The following is a 25,367-nucleotide window of genomic DNA, read 5'->3' on the forward strand; positions in this document are numbered from 1 at the left end:
TAAAATCGGGTTAATTGTTTCTATGATTTTATCGATCTTATGTTTATTGGGAATACTCATAGATTATAGAGGGTATGTTGGTTTTATTTTGTCATTTGTAATCATAATTCCTGGCTTTTTGGGAATTTATTTTACTACAAAAACTACCATGAAAAAGTACTTAGAGTGGACTCTGTTAGTTGTGAATTATTTATTTGCGACTACGCTTAGTGGTTGGTATTTTATTCAGTTTATTTTACATTTATACAAGTAATGTATGATACATATCAAAAAATGGAAAAAGGAGGAAATATAATGACCCAAAATAAAAAGTATTTAATTCTATCATTTGTCTTTTTAGGTCTGTCATGTCTGCTTGCTAGGCATTATTTTTTACCCTATATGCAATATCCTCTTATATATAGAAGAATCATTATTATCGGCTGTTGGATACTAAGCGGATTTAGTTTATTTTTTTGTCGAGGAATCAGGAATAAACTTCTGAAAGTGATTGTCATTGGCATCAACATTTTCTGTATCTATGGTTGGTGGCTTTTTTATTGATTGTTAAATTCTATCAAGTAAATTGGTCATCCGAACAATAATAACTTAAATGAAATTATGAAAGGAGATAGTTATGAACGGTTATAAAATTGGGTTAATTGTTTCTATGATTTTATCGATCTTGTGTCTATTGGGAACAATCATAGATTATGGCGGATATATCGGCTTTATCTTGATGTTTGTGATCATTACCCCAGGATTTGCGGGAATCCATTTTACCACAAAAATCACTATGAATAGGTACTTGAAATGGGCTCTGTTAGTCGTGAATTATTTATTTGCGACTACGCTCATCGGATGGGACGTTGTCCATGTTTTCTTACGATTTTTTTATAAATAAAAAGGACCAGACGTATCAATAAAGATATTGAAAGCAGGAGAAAAAAATGATTCAAAATAAAAAATACTGGATTTTGTCGTTTGTATTATTGATACTTTCATGTCTACTTGCTAGACATTATTTTTTATCCTATAGACTATATCCACTTGTATATCAAAGGATTATTGTCTACGGTTGTTGGATACTAAGCGGATTTAGTTTATTTTTTTGTCGGGCGATCAGTAATAAATTTCTGAAACGTATTGTCATTAGCATCAACATTTTCTGTATTTATGGTTGGTGGTTTATATATGATTTTTGAAAATACAGATATTCATAAATTTAAAAGGAGAATAAGATGACGAATAACCAATTCAGATTATCTATAGCAATGTTTTTTTCGATGAGTTGCTTTGTTGGAGGAATCATTTCCGGAGAGAGTGCTCTACGGATTATTTTGTTTTTCATGATGACTTTTCCAAGTCTGCTAGGACTTTATTTTTCCACTAAAGCGGAACTTCGACAGTATAAATGGTTGCTTATTTCTTTGAATTACTTTTTTGCTACGTATATTGTTATTGGGCAATTCATTGAATGGTTTATTAGAAAGTTTATCCAAATGAGTTAAGACTATTTACGAGGAGGAATAGGAATGTTAACCAAGAAAAATTATTTAGAATTTATTCTTTCAATTGTTTTATTGGCAATCTCTATTCTTTTATTTTTATTCTATGCCTATCCGTATTCTAAATTGCAATATGAAATCAGAATATTCATCATGACGGTTTGTTGGTTATGTAGCACTGCAAGTTTGTTTTTTTCAACGAAAATCACTTATCCATATTTGAAAAGAGGAATCATATTAGTGAATTTTTGTTGTATCTATGGTTGGTTATTTTATTTTGGTTAGTCTATGTGTGCTTGTAAAATAGTAAAAAGGAGCGTATAAATGTCTTTTCCAAAAAAATAAGTCTCGTACAAAAAAATCAGTAGTTCTATTGGTATTATCAATTTTTCTTGTATTTATTACGTGTGTCTTTGCTAGTCCCATCTTGTTTGACTCATTTAAGTATCAACCGCATCTATTTATAGTCACAATTTCGATTTGTTGGGTCATCAATGGAGGGAGTATCGTTTTTGCGTTAGGAATCGCAGATAGATACCTGAAAAGGACGTTGATTACGTTGAATTTTGTGTTTAGCTATGTCTTTTTATCTACGATTTTTCATTTTTCTTTGAATTTTTGAAGCTATTTCTGTTTTTAGTGAGAAATATTGATGTTGATAAGGAGGAGAAAGAAGTATGAAACGTGCATTGAATCTAGTCGTTTTATTTTTGTCAATACTTGCATGTGTCAGTGGTCTGTTTTATATACATATTTATTTAAGTGGAGAAATTGAGGGGATTCTTTTTGCATTAGGTTTAGGTTTTCCGGGTTTGATTGGTTTTTATTGTTCGACAAAAATAAAAAAGACGAAGTTGAAATGGCTACTGCTAGGGCTGAATTACCTTTTCGCTACTTACAGTACCGTCTTGATTATCGTAATTTATTAGTTACAAGTCTTCGGGATAGAGTTTTTTACAAGTTAGTACATTTTATTTTATGTATCAATTGAACAATTTAAAAATTAATAGAAATTATATCTAGTTGTGAGTGGATTTAAGAAAGAAGGAGTCACATATGATTATAAAACAGAATAACAAGTACTGGATTTTATCGATCATCTTTTTGTTCGCTTCTTGTTTATTTAGTAGCAGTTATTTTTCATCTTATAGAACTTTGCCTCTTGTATATCAAGGAATCATCGTTATCAGTTGTTGGTTATTGAGTGGATGTAGTTTATTTTTTTCTACAGGAATCAACAATAAATTTATTAAGTGTATTGTTGTAGGAGCGAATATTTTTTGTATTTATGGTTGGTGGTTTATATTTTGATTTTTGAAACTACAGATATTCATAAATTTAAAAGGAGAATAAGATGACGAATAATCAATTCAGATTATTAATTGCGATGTTTTTTTCGATTTGTTGTTTTGTTGGAGAAATCGTTTATGGAGATAGTCCTCAGAGTGTCTTATTGTTTTTCATTATGACATTTCCTGGATTAGCTGGGTTTTATTATTCGATGAAAGCGAATCTTGGACGATACAAATGGATGATTGTTTCTCTGAATTATTTTTTTGCTACATTTATTATTATTGGACAATTCATTCAATTAATTGTTTTAACTTTGAACAATTAATAGAGTTAAATATTACTTGAAAGGGAGATTGAAATGAAAAGTACATACAAAAGATATTGTTCATTGATTATTTTACTCTTATCGATCAGTGTGATTACGTTCAGTATGGTTCAAGGAGGTCGCTATAGTATTGAATGGCGAGTAATATTGACATCGATTTGTTGGCTACTTAGCAGTATAAGTTTATTTTTTTCAAGGTTCATTGAAAGTAAAGCCTTAAAAAACTTAGTCATTTTTTTTGAACTTTAGTTGTATCTATGGTTGGCTGTTTTCCTTTAGTTAAGACTCTATTTACTGGTGAAATGAACAGTAACTGTACATAGAAAAAAGCACCATAACGCCACAATAAATAAAAGATGAATAGGAGATCACCATGAAATTCCATAAAATAGGATTGGGTCTTTCGATGCTGTTGTCTATCTTATTTATGATAGGGAGCTTTCTATATCGATAAGAGCCACTTTCAAGTTTTGCATTTATCCTGTACATGGTAATTCCTGGACTTATGGGGATTTATTTTACGAACTGTCTTACGATGAGTAACTATCAGAAAGGATTTCTCTTAGTCGTAAATTATGGATTTGCGACCGCTATGAGTTTGATGCGTGTGATTGAGTTTATTTCTAGTAAGCTATGATCGGTAATCGTTGAAAAAAGGAGTGAGATGAATGATTTCGATTGAACCTAAAAGATTTAAGTTTTTTCCCTACTATTTATGTGCTTGTCAGTTTTTTTGCGATTTTTTATTTTTTACCATATTTACCATATACTGGCGAGACTAAATTGATGATTTCCACGATTTGCTGGTCCTTGAGTGGGATTAGTTTATTTTTTTCGACAGGAATAAAATTCGGTTGGGTAAAAGTATTGATCATTTTGGTTAACTGGTTCTGTATCTTTGGCTGGTGGTTTTCTACTAGATAAGTATGTTTTAAAAGGAGTGAGTGGAATGTTTGTAAAAAAAAGTATGCCGAATAAATATATTTCGTTCTATCTATTGGCGCTTTGTTTTCTATTAGGAAGTTTAGTTTTTGTTTTCAAATTTTATTGGTTATTTGCAACAGTCCAATATTCTTGGTGGATCATCAGTGGAATCAGTTTGTTTTACTCAACTAGAATCCCCTCAGCATTCTTAAAAAGAGTGCTCATTGGCATTCATCTTGTTTTGATGTACGGTATTGTACTAGGAACTTTATTAGGTTTTGTCAGCTTTGGTAAGGTGGAGTATTTATTGTTCCCTGTTGCGTACGTATTAATTGTGGGCGCGCTTCATGAGTTAGAGAAAAAGAAAGCATTCTTTATCATGGGATTGATCATCCCGATGTCTATTTCTACACTCGCATTTATTTATGCTCATTATTTGATTATTTTTCAAAGTCATTCATTCGAAAGTTATTATTTGATTCCTTTACTGATGTTGATGGTGATCTCTGGCTTGATTGGATTATACGCCGCAACAAAGCTTGAAACTAGCCGGCGAAAATTTTACTTATTGTTTATCAACTATTTGTTTTCTACATATTTCAATGTTGTGCTGTTACTTTTGTTTTTGGTGAATGTAGTAAGAAACTGAATCACGAACAAAACGCCTCTCATAGCAAAGTTTTGGTATCTGAAAAGTACAGAATAGGCCAACTAAAAAACGTCGTTTTTTTAAATTGATTATTTAGGGGTGAAATTTTCAGAAAGATGACGTATAATGTAAAATACTGAAAAGTTGCGACCTTCAACTCGTAGATGTTTCAGAATCTAATTGAAATGATGGTGATACCATGACAGACAACAGCAAAACACGCGTTGTCGTTGGGATGAGTGGCGGTGTTGACTCATCTGTAACAGCACTTTTGTTAAAGGAACAAGGCTATGATGTAATCGGGATCTTTATGAAAAACTGGGATGATACCGATGAAAATGGCGTCTGTACGGCGACGGAAGATTATAAGGATGTAGCGAAAGTCGCTGCCCAAATCGGGATTCCTTATTACTCGGTCAATTTTGAAAAAGAATATTGGGACCGTGTGTTTGAATATTTCTTAGCAGAATATCGTGCAGGACGTACCCCGAACCCAGATGTAATGTGCAATAAGGAAATCAAATTTAAAGCATTCTTAGACTATGCAATGGACTTAGGAGCGGAATATGTTGCTACTGGTCACTATGCGCAAGTCACACGTGATGAAAATGGCGTGTCACATATGTTGCGTGGGGTCGATAATAACAAAGACCAAACGTATTTCCTTAGCCAATTGTCACAAGAACAGTTAGCAAAAACGATGTTTCCGTTAGGCGGTATGGAAAAATCAGAAGTACGTGCGATTGCGGAACGTGCCGGTCTAGCAACGGCGAAGAAAAAAGACTCAACTGGTATCTGTTTTATCGGCGAAAAGAACTTCAAACAATTCTTAAGTAACTATTTACCAGCTAAACAAGGCAATATGGTGACCCTTGATGGTGAAGTGAAAGGTGAACACGCTGGTTTGATGTACTACACGATCGGACAACGTCAAGGCTTAGGTATCGGCGGCGGTGGCGATTCACAAGAACCTTGGTTCGTGGTGGGGAAAGATCTTGCGACGAATACATTATATGTTGGACAAGGCTTCCACCACCCTGCATTGTATGCAACCAGTTTGGATGCAAGCGAAATCCATTTTACAACGAATGAACCAATGCCAAAAGAATTCAAATGTACAGCGAAATTCCGTTACCGTCAGCAAGATGTACCGGTAACCGTGCGCTTATTAGAAAATAATCGGGCAGAAGTCATCTTCGACGAACCCGTACGCGCAATCACACCAGGACAAGCCGTTGTTTTTTATGACGGAATGGAATGTCTAGGTGGCGGATTGATCGATCATGCGTATCAAGAAACGAAAGTTTTGCAATACGTCTAAGATAGTCTAAAAAAGCCACAGGATTTTTTACGAATCCTGTGGCTTTTTTGCTATTTATTGACAAAAGCATGACCATTGCTTGTTTCTTCCTGCTTATGAATCTCCTTCGTATTATGGTGGACCAGCACAAAGTTTGCAAGTACAAGTAAGGATGTGGATAAAAAGACACCACGATAACCGAAGATACTTGAAACGCTTGAACCGATCAAGGGGCCAACGACATTTCCAGTGGCTTGGAAGGATTGGTTGTAACTAAAGATTCTTCCGGCAGCTTGTGGGGGAGAGTATTTAGTGATCAATGCTTGCACGGCTGGAAGGAGGCAAGCGTCTGAGATCCCGATCAAAAATCGTAGTCCTGCAAGTTGCCATACATTCGTTACGAAAGCCATTGGGATATAGACGATCAAGGCGAAGCCTAATCCGATGGCTAAGATTCGTTCACTCCCGATCTTATCACCTAAGCGGCCGAAACGAGGAGCGGCTATCAGGGTGGCAATCCCAGGAATAGAAGCAATGATCCCGCTGACCAACGTGACGTTGCCATGTCCATGTAATAATTGCCGGATATATAAACTAATGATCGGACTGATCGAATTATTTGATGCTTGAATGATCATTGTGGTAATAAACATGCCGATGACGACATGTGGGTATTTCAGGTCACGGAAAATTTGTTTAGCAGAAACCAACTCGCTTTTTTCTACTGGCACAAATTGTTCATGGACAAAAAATAAGCTAAGTAAGAAAACGAAGAACAAAATTGTCCCGGTAATAAAGAAGGTAGGGCGATACCCAAAAGCAGAAGCAGAAAGTCCGCCAAGTAAAGGACCAAGTAATGTTCCGGTCACAGAGCCGGTCGCCAAAGTGCCAAGTACTTGTCCACTTTTTTCTCTTGGGGTACCAGTGGCGACTAAAGCTGTAGCGTTACTGATATAGCCGGAAAAAATTCCCTGCAACAGACGTAATGCGACTAATTGATACACGCTGGTTACTAGACCCATCAAGGAAATCACTACCGCCATCCCTAGAGAAGCGCGCAACAACATCATCTTTCGGCCTTTTTGATCGGCAAGTCGTCCCCACCATGGAGAAATCAAAGTAGTAACAAGGAATGTAGAGGAGAAGGTCAAGCCACTCCAAAAGTTCAATTGTGACGTACTGTAATTTCCTAACGTATCTATGTAAAGCGACATAAAAGGCATCACTAGACTAAACCCAATCCCTGCCATAAATGTACCAAACCACAAAACAACTAGGTTTTTCTCCCATGTTTCTCTTTTTCTGAATACTGTCTTTTTTACTCTTGACACCACAATTAAAGCCTTCTTTCTGAAAATTTTCATCTACAATCATTTATTATAAACTACAACGTGTAGTTTATCAACAACAAGTCTTTTTTCTCTTCGTCTTTCATGGTAAACTTAAAGGGATTGAGTTTATTCCATAAGAGGGGAAATCAAATGAAAAAACGAACGCTGTCACAAGAGAAAATCATCGACTGCTTTCGAGAATTGGCAGAAGAGATGGCTGTACAGCAAATCACTTTCCAACATTTAGCTAAGGCATTGAATATCAAATCACCGTCGCTTTATAACCACTTTAAGAATATTCGAGAAGTGAAAACGGCGTTGACTGCGAAACTTTTAACGGAGTTGAATGATCAATTACGTCGAGTGTTAGTTGGGAAAAGTAAGGGAGAAGCGATCCAAGCGTACGCGCAAACCTATCAGTCATTTGCGTTTCAAAATCAGGCAGTCTATGAACTGCTGATCAGTGTACCGCATACAAATGAAGAAATTCTATTAGAGGGAATACACGAAACGAACCAAATCATTTTACAAATATTTGACGCTTTTTCTTTGTCGAAAGAAGAAAAGGTCCATCGAAGTCGAGAACTGCGAAGTATGATCCATGGGTACCTTTCGTTACGTTTTTTAGGGTACTTTACCAATGAACCGAATGTTTCTCCAGAAGAAAGTTATGTCTGGATGATCGACGACTTTATTGCAACTTTACCAATAAAATAAAAGGCATCATTTAAATTAATTTTCTGAACATTCATAAAAAGCCCCTTTTAAGCAAAATTTCTTGCAACTTTCTTGGAAAGTGACTAATATGTTTTTAAGATGACCTGAGAAAAGGAGCGCATGTATGTATCAAGTAATTACAATGTTCGGTGATAATGAGCCTTGGTGGTTCTTTGAAGATTGGCAAGAAGATATTCAAATGGAGGAAACTTTCTCCTCTTTTGAAGAAGCGCAACAAAACTATGAAGAAAAATGGCTGGCCATTAAAGACAACTATGAGTATATCCATGCCAAAAATAATTTTCTTAGCGCTTTTTGGAATGATGGCGATGAGCGCTGGTGTGAAGAATGCGATGATGATTTGCAGCAATACAAAGGACTGGCTTTGCTGAAAGATTATCAACCGATCACTTTGGAAAGCAGAAAGGATTTTTATGAAACAACTAATTCTAGCGGAAAAGCCAAGCGTTGCGAAAGACCTAAGCAAGGTGCTTGGTGCTAATCAAAAACACAAAAACTATTACGAAGGACCCAAGGTGATCGTGACTTGGGCCCTTGGTCATTTATTAGGTCTAAAGATGCCAGAGGATCTGAATAAGGAATGGCAAAGCTGGCAGATGGAGACCTTGCCGATGATCCCTAAAAAACTAGGGATCAAACCCTTACCAAAAACTGGTCATCAATTGAAAGCCATCAAGCAATTGGCTAGTCGTAAAGATGTCTCAGAAGCAGTGATCGCCACAGATGCCGGACGTGAAGGAGAACTCGTTGCACGTTGGATCTTGGAATACGTTCACTTCAATAAGCCGGTGAAACGTTTGTGGATCTCCTCTCAAACGGACAAAGCGATCAAGACAGGTTTCAGCCAATTGAAACCAGCTAAAAGCTATGATGCGCTGTATGAGTCTGCTTTGGCCAGGGCAAAAGCAGATTGGTTGGTCGGGTTGAATGTGACACGTGCACTGACAGTAAAATATCAAGACAATTTATCAGCGGGTCGGGTACAAACCCCAACCTTAGCTTTGGTGCGTAATCAGGAAAAGAAAATCGAATCATTCCGACCACAAACGTATTTTACGATTTCATTGACAGTCGGCAATGAACAAGCAAAAATGGTCCAAAAAAACCAGTTTGCTTTGAAATCCCATGAAGAAGCCCAAGCGTTTGTTAAAACCCTTAGTCAGAGTAAGGGAACAGTAGTCAACATTGAAGAAAAAACAAAGACAGAAAAAGCTCCTCTGCCTTATGATCTCACGGAGATCCAACGAGAAGCCAACCAACGTTATGGTTATTCTGCAAAGAAAACGTTAGGACTTGTTCAAAGTTTATACGAAACGTACAAGATCGTCACCTATCCACGAACAGATAGTAAATATTTGACGAATGATATGAAAAGTACCATGAAAGAAAGACTTCAAGCCATCAGCGATTTTGCACCAGAAGTGAAAACTTATTTGAAGAATGGGGCAGTGGTTCGTCAAACGAGTGTCTTCCAAGATAGTAAAGTAACAGATCACCATGCTTTGTTACCGACGGAAAATCGTCCACGCTATGAAAAATTAAGTAACGAAGAACAAAAAATCTACCAAATGATCGTGACACGATTCTTAGGGTTATTTGCAGAACCACATAAAATCAGTCAAACGAAAATCACTGTCGTATTTGGGAACGAACAATTTGTTTTCCGCCAAAACCGGGTGTTGGAAGCTGGTTGGAAAACGTCTGCTGAAAGTCATGTGGATTCGTTTGACTGGAAAAAAGACATGCGCATCCAACCTGATTTTACGATCAAAAAGGAATTGTCGGCACCGCCAAAACCTTTGACAGAAGCAAGTCTGTTAGGTTTGATGGAAAAACACAGTTTAGGCACGCCCGCGACTCGTGCGGAGATCATTGAAAAGTTGATCAAATCCGAATTAATGGAACGCACACCGCAAGGCTTACAAGTCTCACCGAAGGGCAAGCAGTTGTTAGAACTGGTCAATCCATCACTTGTGACACCAGATTTGACTGAAAGTTGGGAAAGAGATCTAGAAGCGATCGCGCTTGGAAAAAAACAAGCCAACGTCTTTTTACAATCCATCGAAAAAGAAACGAAGCGACTTGTCCAAGAAATCAAAACAAGTAAGCAAGAATACCAAGATTTTTCGATTACCCAAAAGAAATGTCCGGATTGTGGCTCGAATCTTCGTGAGAAGAACACAAAAGATGGCAAAATCTATGTGTGTACGAATCAAGATTGTAGCTATCGTCGTCGGAAAGATCCGAAAGTCTCTAACCATCGTTGTCCACAATGTCACCGCAAAATGGAGATCATTGAAGGCAAAAATGGCGCTTACTTCCGTTGTAAATTTGACGGGACGACAGAGAAGATGCTAGAAAAAAAAGAGCAGAAGAAAAAAATGACAAAACATGAAGAACGTCGCTTGATGAAGAAATATTCTCAAGCAGAAGAACCGGAAGAAAGCCCATTAGCAGCAGCCTTAAAAGCTGCGATGAAGGATAGTTAAGTTACAAGACTTCATACCTTGGCAGATGATCCACATGAGCGAGTAGTCGTTCAAAATCTGCAAAGGGAAAAATGATGGTACTGGTGTTGCTGTTTGGATGAAAGCCCACGGTATCTTTGCGATCGATCGAGGAATCAATGACGACTTGGATCTCGTTTTCTAAATCGTTGACTAAGGCAAATGGATTGACGGTACCTGGCGGAACATGTAACAACTGTTTGACTTGGTCTCCTGACACAAACGATAATCGTTTTTCATTCAACTGTTCTGCCAATAACTTCAAGTCGGCTTGTTTTTCATCAGGTAAGACGACAAAATATATTTGTTTGCCTTTCTTTGATTTGACCAAAAGATTTTTAACTTGTGGACCTGGTAAAGTAAAAGTTAGATTTTTGACAGAAGTAATGGCTGGATGATTCACTTCTTGGTAATTGATTGCCAATAGATCAAGCAATTCATAGGCCTCTTGTTTCGTGGCATGACACATAAAAAACAATCCTCCATTCATTTTTTATTTATTTTAGCACAAAAAAGATTGACAAATAAAAATGAATCAGGTAAATTACTCATTAAGTTAAATAAAAGACATCGAAAAGAAGAGTAGCAATTAAGTGTTTGAAGAGAGTCTCTGGTTGGTGAGAAGAGGCAATAACTGATTGTGAAACACATCTTGGAGTCGATTTTCTGAACAGCCAGTAAGAAAATCCGGGAAGCCCGTTATAGCTGCGGTCGTTGTTAGACGACCAGATAAGGTTAGTTTTGCGAGAAACTAATAAAAAAAGGTGGAACCACGTATTTTGCGTCCTTTGATCTTCGGATCAAAGGACTTTTTTTGTTTTTCATGTGGTTGGAAGGGACAGCTAACAATGTACCCCTTTAAAGAAAAGAGGAGGAAAAGAAAATGAATGATTTATTAGAAGTGATGCCACAGTTGTTAGTAGGGGCGCTGACAACCTTGAAATTATTTGCCTTTACCTTGATTGGTTCTTTGCCATTAGGAATTATTTTAGCCTTAGGGTTGTCGTTACATTTTAAACCGATCCGTTATTTCCTACAAACGTATGTCTGGATCATGCGAGGAACACCGCTATTATTACAATTGATCTTCGTGTTTTACGGTTTGCCAACGATCGGGATCGTGTTTGATCGTTTCGAAGCTGCTTTGATCGCATTCGTTTTAAATTATGCTGCCTATTTTGCTGAGATTTTCCGTGGTGGTATTCAGTCTATCCCTAAAGGGCAGTATGAAGCAGCTCAAGTCTTACAGTTGAGTCCTTTCCAAACAGTGACAAGAATCATTATTCCGCAAGTAACAAAAATCGTGTTACCTTCTGTCGGCAATGAAGTTATCAATCTAGTGAAAGATTCTTCGTTGATCTACATCTTAGGTTTAGGTGATGTGATGCGAGCGGGTAAGATCGCGATGGAGAGAGATGCAAGTTTACTTCCATTGCTTGGCGTGGCACTGATCTATCTCGCACTAACAGGAGTGCTGACGATCGTGTTGAAGCAAATTGAAGAAAAATTAAATTATTACCGCTAAGAAACGAGGAGGGAACAGCGATGATTGAATTAAAAAAGATTAGTAAATCATTTGGTGACAAACAAGTGATCAAAGATTTTGATTTAGTAATACCGGAAGGACAAACATTAGCGATCGGTGGACCGTCAGGAGGCGGTAAAACAACGATGTTACGGATTTTAGCCGGTTTAGAAAAAGCTGACAGTGGTGAGTTTTACCTGGATGGCACGAAATTTGACCCTTTTGAATTGAAAACAGAAGAACAAGTGGTAGGCGTCGTGTTTCAAGATTTCCAGCTTTTCCCACACTTGAGTATTTTTGACAATATTACTTTGGCACCTAAAATGGTGTTGAAACAAAGTAAAGAAGAATACACGAAAAAGGCGGAGGAATTAGCGGACTCATTAGGGATTCGTGATTTATTAGGAAATTATCCTTATCAATTATCTGGAGGACAAAAACAACGTGTGGCCATTGCTCGTGCGTTAGCGATGAACCCACGAGTGTTAGCTTATGATGAACCGACGAGTGCATTAGATCCAGAGTTACGCCAACAAGTAGAGAAGTTGATTCTTTCATTAAAAGAAGAAGGCGTGACACAAATCATCGTGACCCACGATTTAGTCTTTGCTGAAAACGTTGGGGATCAATTGATCAAAGTTATGCCAAGTAAGTAGGAAAGCGGTGGGGAGAAAATGAAAAAATTCAGCTTTTTGATTTTATCTTTGATTGGTTTTTTCTTTTTAACTGGCTGCACGAATGAGCGGACAGCGACAGAAAGCTGGTCAAGAATCAATGAAGAAAAAAAGATTATCGTAGGACTAGACGACAGCTTTGTACCAATGGGTTTTCGTGATAAAGATGGTAAACTGACAGGATTTGATATTGAGTTAGCGAAAGCTGTCTTTGATGAATATGGCATTACTGTTGAGTTCCAACCAATTGACTGGTCAATGAAGGAGTTCGAATTAAACAACGGAACAATTGATTTGATCTGGAACGGGTATTCAAAAACGCCAGAACGTGAAGAAAAAGTCTTGTTTACAAAACCATATATGAAAAATGATCAAGTGTTGATCACACCAAAAACTTCTGGTATTACAAGCTTTGAACAAATGCAAGACAAAATCTTAGGCGCACAAAACGGTTCTTCTGGTTATGATATGTTTGTCAGACATCCAGAAATACTCAAAGACTATGTGAAAAATCAAGAGGCAGTTTTGTATGCAAGCTTTAATGAAGCATTGATCGATTTGAAAAGTGGCCGTACAGATGGTGTGTTGATCGACAAAGTCTATGCCGAGTATTTTTTGAACATACGAGACGAATTAGACAATTTCAATGTGATCAAAGGGGACTTTGATGGAGAAGATTTTGCTGTCGGTGCGCGAAAAAATGACGAAATACTTGTGGAAAAAGTCAATGATGGCATAGCCGAATTGGTTGAAAACGGAAAATTTAAAAAGATCTCAGAGAAGTGGTTTGGTGAAGATGTCACACCAGAATAGGTGACAGGATGACATGAAGGATCGAATCATAGGGGAAGTCAAAATAGTGGAACAGCATCTGCTGCTCCGCTTTTTTTGTTTGTTTTGGACTTATTTTTCAAATGACTAGACTTTTATTTAGAAATGTCAAAAATCTACTTGGTAATGAAAAGGGTTTCGTGTTATTCTAAAGAGGTAAAGATTGAACTAGGAAAGGAAGATGTTCATGGAACACCAAAAATTAACGGCATTTCCTGATGATTTTCTTTGGGGATCTGCTTCAGCTGCCTATCAAGTAGAAGGTGCATGGCAAGAAGGCGGAAAAGGTGAGTCTGTATGGGATCGCTTTGTTCGTATTCCAGGTAAGACATTTAAAGGAACAAATGGTGACCTAGCAGTAGATCACTACCATCGTTATAAAGAAGACATTGCCTTGATGAAAGAACAAGGTTTGAAAACGTATCGCTTCTCTGTAGCTTGGACACGTATTTTTCCAAATGGCCGCGGCGAGATCAATCAAGAAGGCTTAGCTTTCTATATGGATTTGATTGATGAATTGATCAAACACGACATTGAACCAATGTTGACTTTGTATCATTGGGATCTGCCACAAGCATTGCAAGATGAATACCAAGGATGGGAATCTCGTCAGATCATCGAAGATTTTACGAACTATGCAAAAACATTATTCGAAGCATTTCGTGGCAAAGTCCACTATTGGGTTAGTTTGAACGAACAAAATATTTTTACTTCACTCGGTTATTTATTAGCGGTACATCCTCCAGGAGTGACTGATCCAAAACGAATGTACCAAGTGAACCACATTGCCAACTTAGCTAATGCAGCAGTGATCAATGCGTTCCATGAAATGGATATGCCTGGGAAAATCGGACCAAGTTTTGCGTATACGCCAAACTATCCGATCGACAGTGATCCAAAGAACATTTTGGCTGCTGAAAATGCGGAAGATTTGATGGCACATTATTGGATGGATGTTTATATGTGGGGCAAATATCCAATCGCTGCGATGAAATTCTTGGAAGAACAAGGGTGGGCGCCAACGATTGAAGAAGGCGATGAGGAGCTACTAGCATCTGCGAAACCTGACTTTTTAGGCATCAACTACTACCAAACAGCAACGAATGCCTTTAATCCATTAGATGGTGTCGGCGCTGGTAAGATGAATACTACAGGTAAAAAAGGCTCATCAGAAGAAACAGGCGTGCCTGGCATGTACAAAAAAGTAGAAAATCCATTTGTCGAACGTACAAATTGGGATTGGGAAATCGATCCAGAAGGTTTACGTATTGCTTTGCGACGAATCACGAGTCGCTACCGTATCCCTGTGTTGATCACGGAAAACGGTTTAGGTGAATATGACAAATTGACAGAAGATAAAAAAATCCATGATGACTACCGTATCAACTACTTGGAAAGTCATGTCAAAGCCATCAAAGAAGCTATTTCAGATGGTGCAGAAGTCTTGGGCTATTGCACATGGTCTTACACAGACTTGCTGAGCTGGTTAAATGGCTACCAAAAACGCTATGGCTTCGTTTATGTAGATCAGGATGAAACACAAGAAGGATCACTTGATCGCTACAAAAAAGATAGCTATTACTGGTACCAACAAGTAATTCGTGAGAATGGCGCGAATATTGGGAACCAATAAATATTGCACGAATAATACGTACTAAAGTGGATGGCACAATTTAAAAAAAGGAACAAAAGAGGAGGTACTGCTCATCTTTTGTTCCTTTTTTTGTTTGTCTTTTAGCTTTTACATCACCTAGAATTTCTGTTGATCACTAGTCTAACATAAATTGTTGAAGCACCGTTACACCAAAATCAGGTGCAGTCAATAATGTTGCGCCGATTGCGGCATCCGTCAATTTCCCACTATACGAATTTAGTGTGAGTAGTTTTCCGCTTCGAACGTTTCTGAACTTGTACAAAGGAATGGTTCCATAGGCATTTCCTGCGCTTACTACTCGCCATTGTGCCCGTTTATCTGAAGCATTTAAAACCCCAGTGCGTACAATAGAGAAGCCATTCCATTTACTATCTGATTCATACATTGAAAAATTATTTGCTCGATTATGGATGACAAAGGAATTGTTAGCCTCATAGAATACAAATCTCCATTGTTGGTTCGTATTCCTATGTTCATTAAAAAAGATGACATCATCACTACTTGCTGAATCATCTAGCGCTCTACTATTATTAAGAGAATTAATGATGTGATAAGAATTACCTACCCTATTAGCCAATTCTTTTTGCTGTTGGTAGTCTCTGTCATCATTCACAGCAGTGAGTCCTTTCGAATTTATAGCAATTGTATCAATGAGTTGTTTCTTTTCCCAAACATTCCCAATCACTCGATAGATTTTCATCTCATTTTTTGAATGATCGACTTCTGCAGTTAAGTAAGTTTTTTGAGAAGCACTGCCAGAAGAATAAACTGGGACTTTGCCAAAATACTGTGGGTAAGAAACCTTACCGATTGTTTTGTGATAATGCCCTGCAAAAACGGCTCGCAACGTTCCATTATCATAATATTTTTCTACCATTGCCTTGAATCTTCCTTGGGGATCACTTCCCAATTTCCAATCATTTGGTTTATGTATATAAAGAATAGCCGGTTGGTTTGCACTTCTTGCTTCTTCTAACTGTCTCTCGATATAGTCCATCCCAGGTGTTAACCAATAAGTAGGACCAGTCCCTCCAGAGCAAGAAAGATGCATCGTGGGATAATTGTTGGCTGTGATCATTCTAAAATCCCCAATTTTTTGTGAATAGTTTAGGCTACCAACATGCTTAGATTCAAAAAAGTAATCTTCTTTCCAAGTATCTTTTGAAATCCAATTATGAGGTCTATAGGTATGCATTCTGTTAAAGGTTATCCGCCAAGCTTGGTTGAGGAAAGTATCCTCGAAATTATTTTCAATATCATGGTTTCCTAGGCCATAAGAATAAGGCATTTTTAGTCTACTGAATAATTGATCCATGCGACTCCACTGAGAGCCTTGACCGTAAGCAGTGACATCCCCATTGACATAGGTATGTATTACTTTATTGCCGATGCTTGTTGAATAATCATTGATACTGTCATACTGATTTAAAATTAACGCAGCGGACTCCGCTCTGAGATCGCTATCTGATTGATAAATACCATCATCTGTTTTTGCTGTCCATGGAAATTGAGGATCAGAGGTAACTACAAACGAATAGTCGATGTCTGCGAATGCCGTAGTGCCAACCATAATTGTACCTACTAGAATACTCGCACTCAAAGTAATGCTTTTGATCATTTTATTTATTAATATTTTAGTACGCTTTTCAAATTTCATTTCTACTCCATTCTCTTATATTAATTTATTTTTTAAAGTTTGTTTCACTTTTATTTTGAAATTCTACACTCGAAGGCTTTTTTGATTCTTGTGAGTGTTATGACAAAACAAAAAGTGGTGTGATTTCCTATATTGTCGTAACCTCCTTTAAAGTTGATTGTTTTAAAAAAAGTATATCTTCCTATAATAGGTACTGTTCATAGTGTGTGGTGTTGCAACAAATAATTCTTCTTACAAAGACATAAAAGAATTTCTATCCTCATCTCAACGAAAGAGCGAAGACCATGGAGGCAAAAGGGGTGGCGAGGATCGTAGGAAGAGTTTTGAAGAATCAGATAAAAAGAAAATCAGCAATCGGGCAAACAAAACTTTTGTTCGCTTGCTTTTTTTTGTATAATGGAACTTGATGAAAAGAGGGATATATCATGGCAAAGAAAAAACGTCCTGCTAAGAAGAAGAGAAAAACTAAAAAACAAAAACAGCAGCAGGAGCAAATGATTGCGATCGGTGTTGGCTTTGCTTTTATACTATTTGCCGTCTTTGGGTTTTTGAAATTAGGCTTTTTAGGCATTTTAGTGGCGAATGGCTTTCGCATAGTCGCTGGAAATACGTATCAGATCCTCTGTGTATTATTAGCAGTTTTAGGATTTTGGATCATGGTCAAAAATAGAGAATTCACGATGGGTAAGAGTCGTCGTTGGCTGGGAGTCGGTCTGTTTTATTTAGGTATCTTACTCTTTTTACATGCCAATCTTTTTGGAAAATTGAACAGCGGAGAACCCAATATCATTGGAACGACTTGGGATCTACTATCGGGAGATATTCGTCAAAGCCAAATCACCACGAATGTCGGTGGCGGTATGTTAGGTGCATTTATTTATAATCTGACATTCTTTTTGATTGCTCAACCGGGAAGTTATTTCGTAGCTGTTTTATTGATTATTGGCGGAGCAGTATTATTCAGTAATGTTGAGGGTCATCAATTATTGAATGCCTTACAAGTCATGGGAGATAGATTCCAAGAACTGTTAGAAGGCGATCCAGAAAAGCAGGCACGTAAACAAGCTGCGAAAGAAGAGCGGCAAAAACAACGAGCAGAAGCGAAGGAAGCAAAACGTCTTGCTGCGAAAGAAGCAGCCGAAGCTGAAGCTGCGGAAATAGAACAAAAGCGAGCCACTCGTCAAAAGAATCAGGTACAAAAGGAAACTTCTCCTATTTATGAAGAAAGTGAACCTGAACAATTAAGTTTTGTGCCGATTGACAGTTTCCAAGGAAATGTCCAACCTCCTGTTATGGAACGTCCTAAACAGGATGAGATGAGCCAAGTACAAGAGTCTTCCGAAGATGAGTTATTTGAAGATGATGGCACTGCATTAGAATTTGAGATCGAAGCAGAAGAAGAAAATCAAGCATACGAGCTACCTTCAATCGATTTATTAGACTCAGCGCAAACCGTGGATCAAAGTGATGAGTACAAGAAAATTGAAAAGAACATTGGCGTGTTAGAACAAACTTTCCAAAGTTTTGGTGTCGATGCGAAAGTCGTCAAAGCAAGTTTAGGCCCATCTGTGACGAAGTTTGAGATCCAACCAGCTGTCGGAGTAAAAGTAAGTAAAATCGTTAGTTTGACTGATGATATTGCCTTAGCTTTAGCCGCAAAAGATGTTCGTATGGAAGCACCGATCCCTGGGAAATCACTGATTGGGATCGAAGTGCCGAATAGCAAGATTAGTATGGTTTCGTTTAGAGAGATCATCGAAGCCCAACCGGATCATCCAGACAAGCTATTGGAAGTACCTCTAGGACGAGATGTTTCGGGTCGTGTCCAAACGGCCGATTTATCGAAAATGCCTCACTTGCTCGTTGCCGGATCGACTGGTAGTGGGAAGTCAGTAGCGATCAACGGCATCATCACAAGTATCTTGATGCGAGCAAAACCTCATGAAGTCAAACTGATGATGATCGACCCGAAAATGGTTGAGTTGAATATGTATAATGGTATCCCGCATTTGTTGACGCCAGTTGTGACCAATCCTAGAAAAGCAGCACAAGCATTGCAAAAAGTCGTTCAGGAAATGGAAGAACGTTATGAGAAGTTTGCTGCAACTGGTGTGAGAAATATCTCTGGGTACAATGAATTTGTCCAACAAAAAAATCTAGAAAATGGAACCAAACATCCGACCTTACCATTTATCGTTGTCATTGTTGATGAATTAGCGGATCTGATGATGGTTGCAAGCAACGAAGTCGAAGATGCGATCATCCGTTTAGCGCAAATGGCTCGTGCCGCAGGTATCCATATGATCTTAGCGACACAACGCCCAAGTGTGGATGTTATCACCGGGATCATCAAAGCCAATGTACCTTCACGAATGGCGTTTGCTGTTTCCAGCGGAACAGACTCACGAACGATCATTGATTCTAATGGGGCGGAAAAGCTCTTAGGACGAGGGGACATGCTCTTCTTACCAATGGGAGAGAACAAACCGATCCGTGTTCAAGGCGCCTTCATTTCAGACCATGAAGTGGAACGTGTGGTTAACTTTGTCACCGATCAACAAGAAGCCAATTACGAAGAAAAAATGATGCCAACGGATGAAGTTGAATCAGCTGGTTCAGCTGAACAACCTCAAGATGAACTATTTGAAGAGGCAAAAGCATTAGTTATCGAAATGCAAACCGCTAGTATTTCTCTGTTGCAACGTCGTTTTAGAATCGGCTACAATCGGGCAGCTCGTTTAGTCGATGAATTAGAAGCTCACGGCGTCGTAGGCCCTTCAGAAGGCAGTAAGCCTCGAAAAGTTTTTATTGAACAAGTGGAAGAGTCAATGGAGCAACCATTATCTGAAAATCAGGACATATAAAATGAAAGCAAGAAATCTTTTCTTATCGAATTGATTTTTTGCTTTTATTTTGCGTTTAGTCCATAAAAATATTTTTTGTGAAAAAAAACAGGTAGTAACAACACGACTATTATAAAATCATTCATGTTAAAAAATGATAAGCGTAAAGTCACAATAGTTTTTTTAGATGAAAGGAGATTCACTGAATGAACGATGAGACAATGAAAAAGATTGATCAAGTAACGAATGAAGTTTCCGAAAAAATCACGAATGAACAATTAACAGAAACAAGGGATGAAGCGACTGGAAAACCAGTCAACGAACAACCTAAAGAACGAGCCAAAGAACCAATCGAAGAACCAGTCAAAGAACTGGATGCGGATGCCGGTGTAGATGCAACCGAAGAACCAATCGAAAAACCGATCGAAGAACCGATCGAAGAACCGATACAACCAACGAGTCACACAAAAAAAGCAACGCGTGATGAACCCCGAGTCGGCTTGGCAAATTCTGAGTTTCAAAGGGGCAATCAGGAAGTACCGGAAGAAATCAAAAAATGGAATTGGGGCGCCTTCTCTCTTAACATCATCTGGGGAATTGGGAACAAAACGTATCTTCCATTACTGTGTCTGATTCCACTATTCAATTTTGTTTGGGTGTTTATTTGCGGATTCAAAGGCAATGAAGGGGCATGGAGAGATGGAAACTATACGGATGTTGAAACATTCAAACAAGTCCAAAAAACTTGGAGTAGAGCTGGCATAGCGATGTTTATTATTCAAATTGTGATTATCCTCTTATATCTTGTTTTCGTCGTATTCATTCTTTCTAGCTTATGGTATATTCGTGATTCTTTTATCCGGGATTCTTATAACTATGATCCTTACATTTATGATGGTTATTACTACTAGAAAGGAGAAAACAATATGCATCAAAAAATGATCAAAACTATTTTTATATTGAATATCGTTCAAACAGTGATTTATCTTTTTGGTTTCTTTAACCGAGTAGCAGAGCAGTCAGGTCTGGTTCCTCTCGTCTATGTGACACGTCTATGGGGGAATTTTTATGGAATTATTTTTTGGTCGATCCTAAGTATGATTTGCGTGATCGGCTTCACTTTGAGCTTATATTTATTGCTTTCAAAAGCAGTAGATTCTAAAAAAACAGTCGGGTTGATCATTTCTGCTATTGGTTATGGTTCCCCACTACTATTCAGTTTTTTCTCGATCATTCCAGCAACCTTGTTGATTTTAGGGATTATCTTTATTAAATGGATGATTATAGATCCAGAAAAATCAGTAGAAGAATACGATGAGTGGCATGATACCCATGCATGACCTAAATAAGATTTAGTACAAGTTTTTAACGATTATTTAGTTTCTTTTGTGAACTATTGCATTAATAAAGGGAATCAGTTATAGTATGTAGCGATACTTTGAAAAAAAGAGGGAATAATCGTGGAAAAACAATCCATTTATGGTTTAACAAATAAAGAATTGACTGCTTGGTTTTTAGAACATGGTGAAAAGAAATTCCGTGCCTCACAAGTATGGGAATGGCTCTATCAAAAGCGTGTCACAAGCTTTGAAGAAATGACGAATCTTTCAAAAAGTTTGATTGAAAAACTATCAGAAAATTTTGAGATCAATCCATTGAAACAAGTGATCGTGCAAGAGGCAAGTGATGGGACAGTCAAATACTTGTTTGAGTTGCCAGATAAAAATATGATCGAAACGGTGTTGATGAGACAAGAATATGGCTTATCTGTGTGTGTAACTACACAAGTCGGATGTAATATTGGCTGTACTTTTTGTGCCAGTGGTTTATTAACGAAAAACCGAGACTTAACTGCGGGTGAGATCGTGGCTCAGATCATGATGGTCCAACATTACTTTGATGAACGTCAATTGGGGGAACGTGTATCCCATGTCGTGGTGATGGGGATCGGTGAACCGTTCGACAATTATGACAATGTCATGGATTTCTTGCATATCATCAATGATGCCAAAGGTTTAGCAATCGGTGCTCGTCACATCACAGTGTCAACTAGTGGGTTGGCAAATAAAATCAAAGAGTTTGCTGAAAATGGATTACAAGTCAACTTAGCAATTTCATTACATGCACCAAATAATGAAGTCCGTACGTCCATGATGCGCATTAATCGCCGTTTTCCAATCGAAAAATTGATGGAAGCAGTGGATGAGTACTTGGAGAAAACTAATCGCCGGATCACGTTTGAGTACATCATGCTGAATCAAGTAAATGATCGGCCAGAACATGCGCAACAACTTGCTGATCTGTTGAAAGACAAGAAAAAATTAACTTATGTCAATTTGATTCCTTACAACCCAGTAAGTGAACATGATCAATATTCAAGAAGTCCAAAAGCGGATGTATTGAAATTTTATGATGTGTTGAAAAAGAACGGCATCAATTGTGTGATTCGCAAAGAGCATGGGACAGATATTGATGCAGCTTGTGGGCAATTGCGTAGCAAACAAATGAAAAAAGAAAAAACTGTAGCAAAATAAATATTCTTAAAGTTAAGTTTTCTTTCCTTCTCTTTTTCCCGTTTGGCTGATAGAATAGGCTGAAATTGGAATGGAGGGGAATAGGATGATCATCAGTGAATTTGATCGTAGAAATATCGGTTTGAAGGATCAGCTAGCTGACCTTTTGCGATTGACTTGGCCGAAGGATTACGGTGAACAACCAATGAAAGAAGTCGAGCAACTGCTGGCGATGGATCGAATCGCTGTCTCAGCGGTGGAACAAGATCGTTTGGTTGGTTTTATCGGTGCGATTCCGCAGTATGGAATGACTGGTTGGGAAATTCACCCTCTAGTAGTAGAAACTTCTTATCGAAAGCAGTATATCGGTAGCCGCTTAGTTGCTTATGTGGAGAAAGAAATCGCTTCTAAAGGTGGTGTGATGGTTTATTTAGGAACAGATGATACGGATGGGGACACGAGTCTTAGTCATACGGATCTTTTTGATCATCCGTTAGATAAACTGAAATCAATCGAAACTTTCAACAAGCATCCTTATACATTTTATGAAAAAATGGGCTATCAAGTCGTTGGAGCGATTCCTGATGCAAATGGGCTCAATCAACCAGATATCATTCTGGCAAAACGACTTGGAGAAATAAATCAATGAATGAAGCACCAAAATGATTTTTTAAAATCGAATAAAACATGCGAGCCTCCCCTAGTGTGGAGGCTCTTTTTTGTAGCAAAAACCGAACATTCATATCAAACGTTCTTATAACGACCATTTTTTTATGATTATTTTATTCGAAAGAGGATTAGATAAAAATCCTTGATTTATCTCATTTTTTCAGAAAAAAATAATAAAACGTTCATGGAAAAGTCATTATTTTTTAGAAAAAGCGAAAAAAACTGTTGCAATTTTAATAATTATTCATTAAACTCATAAACAACTCAGAAAATACTAATTATTCTGAAAATTTCGATAAAGGGGTACGGAAGATGAAAAAGAATTTAACTTTTGGTGTTGTGGCCTTATGTGGGCTTGTACTTGCTGGTTGTTATGGTGGCAGCAGTGCAGATACAAGTGGTAGTGGTTCTTCAAGCAGTGGATCAGCAGATGGAGGAGGCGTCTTCAACTTAGTAGTACCTCAAGAAATGCCGTCAGCCGACCTATCGGTTGCAACAGATACAATCAGTTTTACTGCACTAAATAATGTGTATGAAGGAATCTATCGTTTAGATGAAGATAGTAAACCTCAACCAGCCGGTGCAAGTGAATTGGCTGAAGTTAGTGAAGATGGATTGACTTATAAAGTCAAATTGCGTGAAGACGCAAAATGGTCAAATGGGGAGCCTGTCACTGCAGCTGATTATGTTTACGGTTGGCAACGTACGGTAGATCCAGCGACGGCATCAGAATATGCGTATCTTTTTGCACCAGTTGAAAATGCTGAAGCAATCACAGCAGGCGACAAAGACAAATCAGAATTAGGCATCAAAGCAGTTGGCGATTATGAATTGGAAATCAAATTAGCCAAACAAACACCATACTTCCAATACTTACTTGCTTTCCCTTCATTCTTCCCACAAAGTCAAGCAGTGGTTGAAGAACATGGAGATGCGTACGCATCATCAAGTGACAACGCAGTATACAACGGACCATTTACTTTAGCTGATTTTGATGGACCAGGTACTGATACAGAATGGACGTACAAGAAAAATGAAGAGTACTGGGATAAAGATGCAGTTAAATTATCAGAAATAAAAGTCAGTGTTGTAAAAGAATCTTCTACTGCATTGAATCTATTCAAAGATGGACAAGCAGATGATGTCATCTTATCAGGTGAGTTAGCACAACAAAATGCGAATGATCCAGCTTATACGTCAGTTAAAGAAGCACGTACAAGTTATATCGAGTTCAATCAAAGAGAAGATGATTCACCATTCAAAAATGTGAACTTAAGAAAAGCCATTTCTTATTCAATCAACCGTGAAGCATTAGTGAAACAAGTCATGGGTGATGGTTCAGTTGTTTCAACAGGCTTGATTCCTGCTGACATGACTAAGAATCCTGAAACAAATGAAGATTTTGCAGCAGAAGCCGGCGAATTAGTATCATATGATCAAGACAAAGCAAAAGAATATTGGGAAAAAGCGAAGAGTGAATTAGGAATCGACTCATTAGAATTTGAATTGATGGCATCAGATGATGACTCAACGAAAAAAGTGATCGAATATATCCAAAACTCTATCCAAGAAAACCTTGACGGTGTGAAAGTAAAACCTACACCAGTACCATTCTCTGTTCGTTTGGATCGTTCATCATCTGGTGATTTCGATACAGTATTAGGTGGCTGGGGCGCAGACTATGCTGACCCAAGTAGCTTTACTGACTTATTTGTAACAGGCAATTCTTACAACCGTGGACAATGGTCAAATGCGGACTATGACAAAGCCGTTGAAGCATCTGCTTCTAAAGATGCTGGTGACGAACAAGCGCGTTGGGCTGACTTACAAGAAGCGAATAAAATCATCGCTGAAGATATGGGTGTCGCACCAGTTTATCAAAAAGCTGAAGGTCATTTAGTTAATCCAAAAGTCAAAGGTATCGTTCATCATGCTGCTGGCGCATCATGGGATTACAAATGGACATATATTGAAGAATAAACTGTCCTAAAAAGAAAAAAGAGTGTCTGGGATGTATTACAAATCCCAGACCTCTCAATTTTCTGATCCTAGTTATTCTTTTGGCCGTTCATTTAGACAAGTGAGATGAGCGCAAAGACAATCGAAAACACAAGCAAAATTCCAGCGATGATCAGCCAAAAGGTATACATACCGTAGCTGACCGAAGATAGGGAAGTAAATTCTGGTTTTTCCTTCCGGTTTCTCGTTCGTGCTAAGTGAAACGAACGTTGAAAGTGATCAAAGAAACCTGAGGAGAACACCCATAAAAATCCGCCGATAATCAAAAACGGCAACGCACATAAAAATAAATCATTGGATAATTGAAGAAGGGTCAACTGATCAGTCAAAGCATTTTTAAGTAACACGAGGACGATCACTAAACCGGCAAACAAATAAGGACGATATTTTTTTTTCATTTTTTTGCTCCTTTATCATTGGTTCATTAA

The 25,367-nt window shown here is 37.9% G+C and carries 24 protein-coding genes and 1 other annotated feature; of the genes, 19 read left to right on the forward strand and 5 right to left on the reverse strand.

Translation table 11 applies throughout. The features are described from left to right. The first annotated feature begins 616 nt into the window (after positions 1-616). The 4 genes from IGJ99_RS03055 (at position 617) to IGJ99_RS03070 (ending at position 3,105) form a co-directional block, all read left to right on the forward strand. The gene (locus tag IGJ99_RS03055; RefSeq protein WP_438770569.1) at positions 617-883 is read left to right on the forward strand and encodes a hypothetical protein; all 267 of its coding nucleotides are present in this window, start codon (positions 617-619) and stop codon (positions 881-883) included. 631 nt (positions 884-1,514) lie between these two features. Further along, positions 1,515-1,772: a hypothetical protein gene (locus IGJ99_RS03060; protein ID WP_023519199.1), complete on the forward strand. Its 258-nt coding sequence runs from the start codon at positions 1,515-1,517 to the stop codon at positions 1,770-1,772. A 392-nt stretch (positions 1,773-2,164) separates the two neighbouring features. Then, positions 2,165-2,416 (forward strand): hypothetical protein, encoded by a 252-nt coding sequence (locus IGJ99_RS03065; protein ID WP_438770570.1) that lies wholly within the window; start codon positions 2,165-2,167, stop codon positions 2,414-2,416. 425 nt (positions 2,417-2,841) lie between these two features. Next, positions 2,842-3,105, forward strand: a complete 264-nt coding sequence (locus tag IGJ99_RS03070; protein ID WP_224434552.1) for a hypothetical protein — start codon at positions 2,842-2,844, stop codon at positions 3,103-3,105. Between the two features lie 743 nt (positions 3,106-3,848). On the opposite strand, the gene IGJ99_RS03075 is transcribed toward IGJ99_RS03070, so the two are convergent. Continuing rightward, positions 3,849-3,980, reverse strand: coding sequence for a hypothetical protein (locus IGJ99_RS03075; protein WP_438770572.1), 132 nt, complete (start codon positions 3,978-3,980; stop codon positions 3,849-3,851). A gap of 74 nt (positions 3,981-4,054) precedes the next feature. On the opposite strand from IGJ99_RS03075, the gene IGJ99_RS03080 reads away from it, so the two are divergent. After that, on the forward strand, positions 4,055-4,678 hold the full coding sequence (locus tag IGJ99_RS03080) for a hypothetical protein (RefSeq protein ID WP_023519203.1): 624 nt from the start codon (positions 4,055-4,057) through the stop codon (positions 4,676-4,678). Between the two features lie 199 nt (positions 4,679-4,877). Continuing rightward, the gene (gene mnmA / locus IGJ99_RS03085) at positions 4,878-5,999 is read left to right on the forward strand and encodes a tRNA 2-thiouridine(34) synthase MnmA (RefSeq protein ID WP_438722362.1); all 1,122 of its coding nucleotides are present in this window, start codon (positions 4,878-4,880) and stop codon (positions 5,997-5,999) included. 50 nt (positions 6,000-6,049) lie between these two features. On the opposite strand, the gene IGJ99_RS03090 is transcribed toward mnmA, so the two are convergent. Beyond that, complete coding sequence (locus IGJ99_RS03090) at positions 6,050-7,342, reverse strand: multidrug efflux MFS transporter (RefSeq protein WP_438747716.1); 1,293 nt, start codon at positions 7,340-7,342, stop codon at positions 6,050-6,052. A gap of 117 nt (positions 7,343-7,459) precedes the next feature. Between IGJ99_RS03090 and IGJ99_RS03095 the strand changes: the two genes are divergently transcribed. From IGJ99_RS03095 to IGJ99_RS03105, 3 genes are all read left to right on the forward strand, one after another. Next, entirely contained in the window at positions 7,460-8,026 is a 567-nt protein-coding gene (locus IGJ99_RS03095; RefSeq protein WP_010736170.1) for a TetR/AcrR family transcriptional regulator, read from the forward strand. Positions 8,027-8,150: 124 nt separating this feature from the next. Further along, positions 8,151-8,528: a DUF1033 family protein gene (locus IGJ99_RS03100; RefSeq protein ID WP_010736169.1), complete on the forward strand. Its 378-nt coding sequence runs from the start codon at positions 8,151-8,153 to the stop codon at positions 8,526-8,528. Then, entirely contained in the window at positions 8,461-10,536 is a 2,076-nt protein-coding gene (locus tag IGJ99_RS03105) for a DNA topoisomerase III (RefSeq protein WP_438770574.1), read from the forward strand. Before IGJ99_RS03100 ends, IGJ99_RS03105 begins: the two co-directional genes overlap by 68 nt. A 1-nt stretch (position 10,537) precedes the next feature. Here the strand turns inward: IGJ99_RS03105 and IGJ99_RS03110 are convergent, their stop codons facing one another. Beyond that, positions 10,538-11,023: a YbaK/EbsC family protein gene (locus IGJ99_RS03110; RefSeq protein WP_023519207.1), complete on the reverse strand. Its 486-nt coding sequence runs from the start codon at positions 11,021-11,023 to the stop codon at positions 10,538-10,540. A gap of 92 nt (positions 11,024-11,115) precedes the next feature. Continuing rightward, positions 11,116-11,346: a binding site (T-box leader), on the forward strand. A 91-nt stretch (positions 11,347-11,437) separates the two neighbouring features. Here IGJ99_RS03110 and IGJ99_RS03115 point away from each other — a divergent pair. The 4 genes from IGJ99_RS03115 to IGJ99_RS03130 all read left to right on the forward strand — a co-directional run bounded on the left by IGJ99_RS03115 (position 11,438) and on the right by IGJ99_RS03130 (position 15,217). Further along, the gene (locus IGJ99_RS03115; RefSeq protein WP_010736166.1) at positions 11,438-12,079 is read left to right on the forward strand and encodes an amino acid ABC transporter permease; all 642 of its coding nucleotides are present in this window, start codon (positions 11,438-11,440) and stop codon (positions 12,077-12,079) included. 20 nt (positions 12,080-12,099) lie between these two features. Next, entirely contained in the window at positions 12,100-12,735 is a 636-nt protein-coding gene (locus IGJ99_RS03120; protein WP_010736165.1) for an amino acid ABC transporter ATP-binding protein, read from the forward strand. Positions 12,736-12,753: 18 nt separating this feature from the next. After that, positions 12,754-13,566, forward strand: coding sequence for an amino acid ABC transporter substrate-binding protein (locus IGJ99_RS03125; protein WP_010736164.1), 813 nt, complete (start codon positions 12,754-12,756; stop codon positions 13,564-13,566). 205 nt (positions 13,567-13,771) lie between these two features. After that, positions 13,772-15,217 (forward strand): glycoside hydrolase family 1 protein, encoded by a 1,446-nt coding sequence (locus tag IGJ99_RS03130; RefSeq protein WP_066025120.1) that lies wholly within the window; start codon positions 13,772-13,774, stop codon positions 15,215-15,217. 136 nt (positions 15,218-15,353) lie between these two features. Here IGJ99_RS03130 and IGJ99_RS03135 read toward each other — a convergent pair whose 3' ends face one another. Next, a complete protein-coding gene (locus tag IGJ99_RS03135; RefSeq protein ID WP_438747718.1) occupies positions 15,354-16,808 on the reverse strand; it encodes a metallophosphoesterase in 1,455 nt (484 codons plus the stop codon). Between the two features lie 512 nt (positions 16,809-17,320). Between IGJ99_RS03135 and IGJ99_RS03140 the strand changes: the two genes are divergently transcribed. From IGJ99_RS03140 to IGJ99_RS03165, 6 genes are all read left to right on the forward strand, one after another. Then, entirely contained in the window at positions 17,321-19,759 is a 2,439-nt protein-coding gene (locus tag IGJ99_RS03140; RefSeq protein WP_153830480.1) for a DNA translocase FtsK, read from the forward strand. Positions 19,760-20,238: 479 nt separating this feature from the next. Beyond that, entirely contained in the window at positions 20,239-20,649 is a 411-nt protein-coding gene (locus IGJ99_RS03145; protein ID WP_051377631.1) for a hypothetical protein, read from the forward strand. 15 nt (positions 20,650-20,664) lie between these two features. Then, entirely contained in the window at positions 20,665-21,078 is a 414-nt protein-coding gene (locus IGJ99_RS03150) for a hypothetical protein (RefSeq protein ID WP_438747722.1), read from the forward strand. Between the two features lie 120 nt (positions 21,079-21,198). Continuing rightward, positions 21,199-22,272 carry a 23S rRNA (adenine(2503)-C(2))-methyltransferase RlmN gene (gene rlmN, locus IGJ99_RS03155; protein WP_010736158.1) on the forward strand — a complete coding sequence of 358 codons (1,074 nt, stop codon included), beginning with the start codon at positions 21,199-21,201 and terminating at the stop codon, positions 22,270-22,272. Between the two features lie 85 nt (positions 22,273-22,357). Beyond that, a complete protein-coding gene (locus tag IGJ99_RS03160) occupies positions 22,358-22,900 on the forward strand; it encodes an aminoglycoside 6'-N-acetyltransferase (RefSeq protein ID WP_023519215.1) in 543 nt (180 codons plus the stop codon). A gap of 332 nt (positions 22,901-23,232) precedes the next feature. Further along, positions 23,233-24,900 (forward strand): peptide ABC transporter substrate-binding protein, encoded by a 1,668-nt coding sequence (locus tag IGJ99_RS03165; RefSeq protein ID WP_010736156.1) that lies wholly within the window; start codon positions 23,233-23,235, stop codon positions 24,898-24,900. Between the two features lie 92 nt (positions 24,901-24,992). Here the strand turns inward: IGJ99_RS03165 and IGJ99_RS03170 are convergent, their stop codons facing one another. Further along, the gene (locus IGJ99_RS03170; RefSeq protein WP_010736155.1) at positions 24,993-25,337 is read right to left on the reverse strand and encodes a DUF3899 domain-containing protein; all 345 of its coding nucleotides are present in this window, start codon (positions 25,335-25,337) and stop codon (positions 24,993-24,995) included. Between the last annotated feature and the right edge of the window lie 30 nt (positions 25,338-25,367).

The organism is Enterococcus sp. AZ095b (assembly GCF_051714725.1).
GTDB lineage: Bacteria > Bacillota > Bacilli > Lactobacillales > Enterococcaceae > Enterococcus_B > Enterococcus_B pernyi.